Consider the following 9,046-nt stretch of genomic DNA (forward strand, 5'->3'; position numbering starts at 1 on the left):
TTCAAACTCCTTAGCTTATTTGTGCATTGCGTGACGGGCTTCGCTCGCGTCGGCGCCGGCCGGTTGAGCTGCATGCTGCCCGGCACTCGCCGCTTCGCCGACCAGCGGCCCGAACACCGACGCGCCCAGCTCCGCGGGCGCAGCCGCCGCACGGAACACGCCGAACAGCTCGCGGCCGAAGCCCACTTCGTTTTCCGCCTGATGCTGCGACACGGCAATCGGACGCGCGGCCCATTCGGCGGCGTCGATCTCGACGTCGAGCAGACCGGCTTCCGCATCGATCACCAGCATGTCGCCCGTGCGCACCTTGCCGAGCGGACCCTGCAGCAGCGCTTCCGGCGATACGTGAATCACGGCGGGCACCTTGCCCGATGCACCGGACATACGGCCATCCGTGACGAGCGCGACATGGAAACCTTGATCCTGCAACACGCCGAGCAGCGGCGTCAAACGATGCAGCTCGGGCATGCCGTTTGCCCGCGCGCCCTGGAAGCGCACGACGGCGATGAAGTCGCGTTTCAGTTCGCCGTTGTCGAATGCTTCCTGCACGGCTTCCTGCGAATCGAACACGATGGCAGGCGCCTTCACCGTGCGATGCTGTTTCGCGACCGCCGAAATCTTGATGACGCCGCGCCCCAGCTTGCCTTGCATCAGACGCAGACCGCCGTCCGGCTGGAACGGCTCGTCGATGCGGCGCAGAACGGCGGCGTCCTGGCTTTCGACGACGCCCGGCACCCAAGTCAGCTTGCCGTCGAGCAACTTCGGCTCTTCGGTGTAATGCGACAGGCCCTTGCCCGCGACCGTATTCACGTCGTCGTGCAGCAAGCCGCCTTCGAGCAGATTGCGCGTCAGGAACGCCATGCCGCCCGCCGCGTGGAAATGGTTCACGTCGGCCTTGCCGTTCGGATAGACCTTCGCGAGCAGCGGCACGGACGCCGACAGCGTGTCGAAGTCGTCCCAGTCGATGATGATGCCCGCCGCACGTGCGATCGCCACGAGGTGCAGCGTGTGATTGGTCGAGCCGCCCGTCGCCAGCAGGCCGACGATGCCGTTGACGATCGCCTTCTCGTCGATCACATGGCCGATCGGCATGTAGTTGCCGCGCTCCACCGTCAGATCGAGCACGCGGCGCGCGGCCTGCGCGGTCAGCGCGTCGCGCAGCGGCGTATGCGGATGCACGAAGGCCGAGCCCGGCAGATGCAGGCCCATGATTTCCATCAGCATCTGGTTGCTGTTGGCCGTGCCGTAGAACGTGCAGGTGCCGTGGCCGTGGTACGCAGCCGCTTCGGATTCGAGCAGCGCGTCGCGGCCGCACTGGCCCGTCGCGAACTCCTGGCGCACCTTCGCCTTCGCGTCGTTCGAGATGCCGCTCGTCATCGGTCCGGCGGGCACGAAAATGGTCGGCAGATGGCCGAATTGCAGCGCGCCGATCAGCAGGCCCGGCACGATCTTGTCGCACACGCCGAGGCACAGCGCCGCGTCGAACATGTTGTGCGTGAGCGCGACAGCCGTGCTCATCGCGATCACTTCGCGCGAGAATAGCGACAGTTCCATGCCCGCGTTGCCCTGCGTAACGCCGTCGCACATCGCCGGCACGCCGCCCGCGAACTGCGCGACGCCGCCGTTTTCACGCGCGGCGGCCTTGATGATGTCCGGGAAATCCTTGTACGGCGCGTGCGCCGACAGCATCTCGTTGTACGACGAGACGATGCCGATGTTCGGCTGGCGGATCTGCTTGATGACGAGCTTGTCGTTGCCCTCGAGACCGGCGAAACCATGCGCGAGGTTCGCGCAGGAGAGCGCGCCGCGCGCCGGGAACTTGCCCTGCGCCTGGTCGATGCGCGCCAGATACGCTTCGCGCGTCGGCTTGCTGCGTTCGATCACGCGCTGCGTGACTTTCATCAGTTGCGAATGCGGGGAAACCATCGATGCTCCTTCGTCGCTGGCTCGCGCTGAGGTGCGCGTTGCGCCAGATTGGTATCGCAGGGAACGGCATGGAAAGCCGGTAACCGGGATATTAGTAGAAAAACTACACGCGCACAATGTGGCAGTTGCTGAATCGGCGGATCAGCTGAATTCACGCGAAACCATTGTGTATTGGCGATTTCAGCGACTACACATACTCCATCAGGGTAATCACCTACGGCACGGATGTAGTTTTTGTACTTGATTCGTCTATCAGCTATAGTCCACGCATTCTTCAGCATAGTGCGAGATTCCCGATGATGCTGTCCCAGGTGGAAGCGATGCGCGACCAGATGCGCCCTTCCGAACGCAAGCTCGCCGACTACGTGATCGAGGCGCCGCGCGAAGTGCTCGACCTGTCGATGACCGAGGTCGCCGCACGCGCGGGCGTCAGCCAGCCGACCATCGCGCGCTTCTGTCACGCGCTCGGCTTTTCCGGCTTCCGCGAGTTCAAGATTCGCCTTGCGCAAGGCATAGCAACGGAGGTGCCCGCTGTTTATCGCGACGTCCGGCCCGACGAGCCCGCGCCGGGCGTCGCGGCGAAGGTACTCGACCGGACCATCGGCGCGCTGATCCAGGTGCGCAACAATCTGTCTTCCGATAGCGTCGCGGCCGCGATCCAGCTGCTGGCGCACGCAAAACGCATCGAGTTCTATGGTGCGGGTGGCTCGGGCATTGCCGCGCTCGATATGCAGCACAAGTTCTTCCGGCTCGGCATGCCGAGCGTCGCGTATTCGGATCCGCACACGTTTCTGATGTCGGCGGCGTTGCTCGGCGAAGGCGATGTCGTCGTGGCGATTTCGAACACGGGCCGCACGCGCGACATCATCGATGCGGCAAAGTCCGCGCTCGCCACCGGCGCGAAAGTCATCGCGATTACGCACGGCAATTCGCCGCTGGCGCGGCTCGCGTCGATTGGACTGTTCGCGAACGTCGACGAAGACACGGACATCTTTTCGCCGATGACGTCGCGCACCTCGCATCTGGCGATCGGCGATATCCTGGCTGTCGGTGTGGCGTTGCAACGCGGGCCGGAATTGATGGAAAAGCTGGCGGGCGCGAAGGATCTGATTGCGCAACGCAGGGTAGCGACCTGAGCCTCACGCAGCACGGACACGTAAGCGCAAAACGGGCTCCCGAAGGAGCCCGTTTCGTTTTGAAGCCTACTGCCAATGGAGACTGTGCTCAGGCGGCGAACACCGCACCGCCCTCGCACTCACTCCGCGTTGCTTACCACTGATACGACGCACCCGCACCCACCGTCGTGCCCTGCGCGCTGATGCCTGCGCCGAGCTTGATCTTGATGTTCTCGGTGATGCGTGCCGATGCACCCAGCGCCGCGGCCTGATAGCCGTGGTACGAACCGCTGCCGATACCCACCGCGATCGTCTTGCCCTGATCGACGTCCGGGATCATCGTCAGCGCCGTCGCTGCCGCGACACCCGAGTAGGCGTTACGTGCGACGCTGTTCACACCCTGCTGAACCATGTTGATCTGCTGGTCGGTGTACTGCTTCACAGTCGTACCTGTCGGCAGATCGCCCACGGCATTCGCCACAGCAGCGTTCAACTGACCGACGTTGACGGCGTCCGTCGTCTGCGTGCCGGCCGCGACGTTGGTGATCTGGCGTTCGTTACCCGCCGAGCCCACCGACACCGTGTTCGCACGATCCGCCACCGAGCCGTCGCCGAGTGCGACAGCGTGGTCTGCCGTCGCCTTCGAGTTCGCGCCCATCGCGATCGAGCTGTCGCCGCTTGCCTGCGCGTTGTAGCCGCCTGCGATCGACTGGTTGCCGCTCGCGTTGGCCGTCGGGCCCATCGCCGTGGCATGCGAGCCGCTTGCGCTCGCCTGCTCGGTGTTGCGATCGCCGTTTGCCGTGAACATCGGATCGACTGCGTTGTTCGCGATGTTCGTGACGTTGGAGATTGCGTCGTTCAGCTGGTTGACGTTCACCGCGTCGGTGCCGTCCGTGCCGGCTGCCACGTTGTGGATCGTGGTGCCGTCCGGTGCGTTGCCGCCGCCGACCGTGATGCTGCTGAAGTTCGTCGTGCCGTCCGGATTCGTGTCGTACGTCACGGCCGTCTTCGTCGTGCCGTCACCGTTGATGATGCCCGCCGCCTTCAGCTGGCTGACGTTGACCGCGTCCGTATCGGCCGTACCGGCTGCGACGTTCGTGATCTGACGCTCGTTGCCTGCCGAACCGACCGACACGCTATTCGCACGATCTGCCACCGAGCCCTGACCCAACGCGACAGAGTTCGCCGCCGACGCGCTGGCATTGCTGCCGATCGCGATCGAGTTCGCACCCTGTGCGACGGCCGCGCCACCGATTGCAATCGATTCCGCACCCAGCGCCTGCGAATCGACCAGTGACGAATTCGCGTGGAAGTACGTGATACCAGCACCGTTGTTGATGTTGTTCAACACGCTGTTGATGTTCGTCACGTCCGTGTTCAGGTTGGCGATATCCGACGTGTTCTGCGTCACACGGCCGTCGATGTTGGTGATTGCGTCACCCACATTGGTTGCCGTCGTGTTGCCGCCGTTGATCACGTACGTCGGGTTGCTGATCGTGCCATCGCTGTTGACCGTCGAGCCACCGCCGATTGCATTCGCCGTCGACTGCGACACGTTGTACAGCTGCGAGCCGTTCACTGCATCCACGCTCGTCGCGTTCACGTCGCCGTTCGCCACGCCCGTGAGCTTGCGCACGCCAGCCGTACCCGTGAAGTCCACGAGTGTGCCGTCCGTGTCCTTCGCCACCGTGATGTTGCGTGTCGTCGGATCCTGCTGCACCAGACCGATCGTGCCGTTGTTGATCTGGTTCGTGACGTTGCTGATGTCGGTCGTGTTCTGCGTCACGCGACCGTCGATGTTGGTGATCGCGTCACCCACATTGGTTGCCGTCGTGTTGCCACCGTTGATCACGTACGTCGGGTTGCTGACCGTGCCATCGCTGTTCACCGTCGAGCCACCGCCCAGCGAATTCGCCGTCGATTGCGCCACGTTGTACAGCTGCGAGCCGTTCACCGCGTCCACGCTCGTTGCGTTCACGTCGCCGTTCGCCACACCGGTGAGCTTGCGAACGCCAGCCGTACCCGTGAAGTCCACGAGCGTGCCGTCCGTGTCCTTCGCCACCGTGATGTTGCGTGTCGTCGGGTCCTGCTGCACCAGACCGATCGTACCGTTGTTGATCTGGTTCGTGATGTTGCTGATGTCCGTCGTGTTCTGCGTCACGCGGCCGTCCAGGTTCGTGATCGCACCAGCGATGGTCGTCACCGTCGAACCACCAATATTGAACGTCGGACCCGTGATCGTGCCCGTCGACGCGTCATACGTCGTGCCGCCGCCGATCACGTTCGAGATGCTCGTGCCAACGTTGTTGACCTTCGCGTCTTCCGACATCAGCTGGCTCACGTTCACCGCGTCCGTTGCCGAATAGCCTGCCGCAACGTTCGTGATGCGACGCTCGGTGCCTGCTGCACCCACCGACACTTCACCGCCCGCCGCCGTCGCTGCCGAAATCGCCGCGCCGCCCGGGTTGAAGCCTGCCGTACCCAGCGTCGTCGAGTTCGCCACCGAGTTCGAGCCCAGCGCCACCGAGTTCGCCGTCGTCGCGCTCGCGTTGCCGCCGATCGCCACTGCGTCCGTACCCGTTGCCACCGAATCCGCCAGCGTCGAGTTTGCGTGGAAGTACTTGATCCCGCCACCGTTGACGATGTTCGTCACCGTGTTGTCGATGTTCGTCACGCGACCGTCGATGTTGGTGATCGCGTCACCCACATTCGTTGCCGTCGTGTTGCCGCCGTTGATCACGTACGTCGGGTTGCTGACCGTGCCATCGCTGTTCACCGTCGAGCCGCCGCCCAGCGAATTCGCCGTCGACTGCGCCACGTTGTACAGTTGCGAGCCGTTCACTGCATCGACGCTCGTTGCGTTCACGTCGCCGTTCGCCACGCCCGTCAGCTTGCGAACGCCAGCCGTACCCGTGAAGTCCACGAGCGTACCGTCCGTGTCCTTCGCCACCGTGATGTTGCGTGTCGTCGGGTCCTGCTGCACCAGACCGATCGTGCCGTTGTTGATCTGGTTCGTGACGTTGCTGATGTCCGTCGTGTTCTGCGTCACGCGGCCGTCGATGTTGGTGATTGCGTCACCCACATTCGTTGCCGTCGTGTTGCCGCCGTTGATCACGTACGTCGGGTTGCTGACCGTGCCATCGCTGTTCACTGTCGAGGCGCCGCCCAGCGAATTCGCCGTCGATTGCGCCACGTTGTACAGCTGCGAGCCGTTCACTGCATCCACGCTCGTTGCGTTCACGTCGCCGTTCGCCACACCGGTGAGCTTGCGAACGCCAGCCGTACCCGTGAAGTCCACGAGCGTGCCGTCCGTGTCCTTCGCCACCGTGATGTTGCGTGTCGTCGGGTCCTGCTGCACCAGACCGATCGTACCGTTGTTGATCTGGTTCGTGATGTTGCTGATGTCCGTCGTGTTCTGCGTCACGCGGCCGTCCAGGTTCGTGATCGCACCAGCGATGGTCGTCACCGTCGAACCACCAATATTGAACGTCGGACCCGTGATCGTGCCCGTCGACGCGTCATACGTCGTGCCGCCGCCAATTACGTTCGAGATGCTCGTGCCAACGTTGTTGACCTTCGCGTCTTCCGACATCAGCTGGCTTACGTTCACCGCATCCGTTGCCGCCGAACCGGCCGCCACGTTCGTCAGACGACGCTCGTTGCCTGCCGAACCCACCGACACTTCACCCACCGGCGTCGTGCCCGACAGCGTGCTGCTGCCCGGGTTGTACGCCGCTGCCGTCAGGTCAGCCGTGGTCGTCGTGTTTGCACCCAGCGCCACCGAGTTCGCCGCCGTCGCGCTCGCGTTGCCGCCGATCGCCACTGCGTCCGTACCCGTTGCCACCGAATCCGCCAGCGTCGAGTTAGCGTGGAAGTACTTGATCCCGCCACCGTTGACGATGTTCGTCACCGTGTTGTCGATGTTCGTCACGCGACCGTCGATGTTGGTGATCGCGTCACCTACATTCGTTGCCGTCGTGTTGCCGCCGTTGATCACGTACGTCGGGTTGCTGATCGTGCCATCGCTGTTCACCGTCGAGCCACCGCCCAGCGAATTCGCCGTCGATTGCGCCACGTTGTACAGCTGCGAGCCGTTCACTGCATCCACGCTCGTCGCGTTCACGTCGCCGTTCGCCACACCGGTGAGCTTGCGAACGCCAGCCGTACCCGTGAAGTCCACGAGCGTGCCGTCCGTGTCCTTCGCCACCGTGATGTTGCGTGTCGTCGGGTCCTGCTGCACCAGACCGATCGTACCGTTGTTGATCTGGTTCGTGATGTTGCTGATGTCCGTCGTGTTCTGCGTCACGCGGCCGTCCAGGTTCGTGATCGCACCAGCGATGGTCGTCACCGTCGAACCACCAATATTGAACGTCGGACCCGTGATCGTGCCCGTCGACGCGTCATACGTCGTGCCGCCGCCGATCACGTTCGAGATGCTCGTGCCAACGTTGTTGACCTTCGCGTCTTCCGACATCAGCTGGCTCACGTTCACCGCGTCCGTTGCCGAATAGCCTGCCGCGACGTTCGTGATGCGACGCTCGGCGCCTGCTGCACCCACCGACACTTCGCCGCCCGCAGCCGTCGCTGCCGAAATCGCCGCGCCGCCCGGGTTGAAGCCTGCCGTACCCAGCGTCGCCGAGTTCGCCACCGAGTTCGAGCCCAGCGCCACCGAGTTCGCTGTCGTCGCGCTTGCGTTGCCGCCAATCGCCACTGCGTCCGTGCCCGTCGCCACCGAGTCCGCCAGCGTCGAGTTCGCGTGGAAGTACTTGATGCCGCCACCGTTGACGATGTTCGTCACCTGGTTGTTGATGTTGGTGACGTTGTTGCCCAGGTTGCTCAGGTTGTTCGCAACGTTCGAAACATTGTTCGAAACGTTGTTCACCTTCGCGTCTTCCGACATCAACTGGCTCACGTTCACCGCATCGGTCGGGTTCAGGCCTGCCGCGACATTCGTGATGCGACGTTCAGCGCCCGCTGCACCCACCGACACTTCGCCGCCCGCAGCCGTCGCCGCTGCGATTGCCGTGCCACCGACCGGCTGGAAGCCTGCCGTACCCAAAGTGGTCGAGTTCGCCATCGAGTTCGAGCCCAGCGCCACCGAGTTCGCCGTCGTCGCGCTTGCGTTGCCGCCGATCGCCACTGCGTCCGTACCCGTTGCCACCGAGTCCGCCAGCGTCGAGTTAGCGTGGAAGTACTTGATCCCGCCACCGTTGACGATGTTCGTCACCTGGTTGTTGATGTTGGTGACGTTGTTGCCCAGGTTGCTCAGATTGTTCGACACGTTCGAAACATTGTTCGAAACGTTGTTCACCTTCGCGTCTTCCGACGTCAACTGGCTCACGTTCACCGCATCGGTCGGGTTCAGGCCTGCCGCGACATTCGTGATGCGACGCTCTGCGCCCGCTGCGCCCACCGACACTTCACCGCCTGCTGCCGTCGCCGCTGCGATTGCCGTGCCACCCACCGGCGTGAAGCCTGCCGTACCCAGCGTCGCCGAGTTCGCCACCGAGTTCGAACCCAGCGCCACCGAGTTCGCCGTCGTCGCCGACGCGCCATTACCCATCGCGACCGCATTCGATGCGCTCGCCACCGACGCCGGACCCGCCGCCACGCTGTTCGCACCCGTCGCCGACGAATCCGCCAGCGTCGAGTTCGCGTGGAAGTACTTGATGCCGCCACCGTTGACGATGTTCGTCACCTGGTTGTTGATGTTGGTGACGTTGTTGCCCAGGTTGCTCAGGTTGTTCGACACGTTCGAAACATTGCTCGAAACGTTGTTCACCTTCGCGTCTTCCGACATCAGCTGGCTTACGTTCACCGCATCGGTCGGGTTCAGACCCGCCGCCACGTTCGTGATGCGACGCTCTGCGCCCGCACTGCCCACCGACACTTCACCGCCCGCTGCCGTCGCCGCTGCGATCGCCGTGCCACCCACCGGCGTGAAGCCCGCCGTACCCAGCGTCGCCGAGTTCGCCACCGAGTTCGAGCCCAGCGCCACCGAGTTC

General features: G+C 63.8%; 3 protein-coding genes. 1 reads left to right on the top strand and 2 read right to left on the bottom strand.

From position 1 onward, the window contains the following. Nucleotides 1-15: 15 nt before the first annotated feature. A complete protein-coding gene (gene edd / locus G3N95_RS39655; protein ID WP_205975521.1) occupies nucleotides 16-1,926 on the bottom strand; it encodes a phosphogluconate dehydratase in 1,911 nt (636 codons plus the stop codon). 296 nt (nucleotides 1,927-2,222) lie between these two features. On the opposite strand from edd, the gene G3N95_RS39660 reads away from it, so the two are divergent. Then, nucleotides 2,223-3,062 carry a MurR/RpiR family transcriptional regulator gene (locus G3N95_RS39660; protein WP_205975522.1) on the top strand — a complete coding sequence of 280 codons (840 nt, stop codon included), beginning with the start codon at nucleotides 2,223-2,225 and terminating at the stop codon, nucleotides 3,060-3,062. A gap of 133 nt (nucleotides 3,063-3,195) precedes the next feature. Here the strand turns inward: G3N95_RS39660 and G3N95_RS39665 are convergent, their stop codons facing one another. After that, nucleotides 3,196-9,018 carry a YadA-like family protein gene (locus G3N95_RS39665; protein ID WP_346778444.1) on the bottom strand — a complete coding sequence of 1,941 codons (5,823 nt, stop codon included), beginning with the start codon at nucleotides 9,016-9,018 and terminating at the stop codon, nucleotides 3,196-3,198. Between the last annotated feature and the right edge of the window lie 28 nt (nucleotides 9,019-9,046).

This window comes from Paraburkholderia sp. Tr-20389 (assembly GCF_017104565.1).
Lineage (GTDB): Bacteria > Pseudomonadota > Gammaproteobacteria > Burkholderiales > Burkholderiaceae > Paraburkholderia.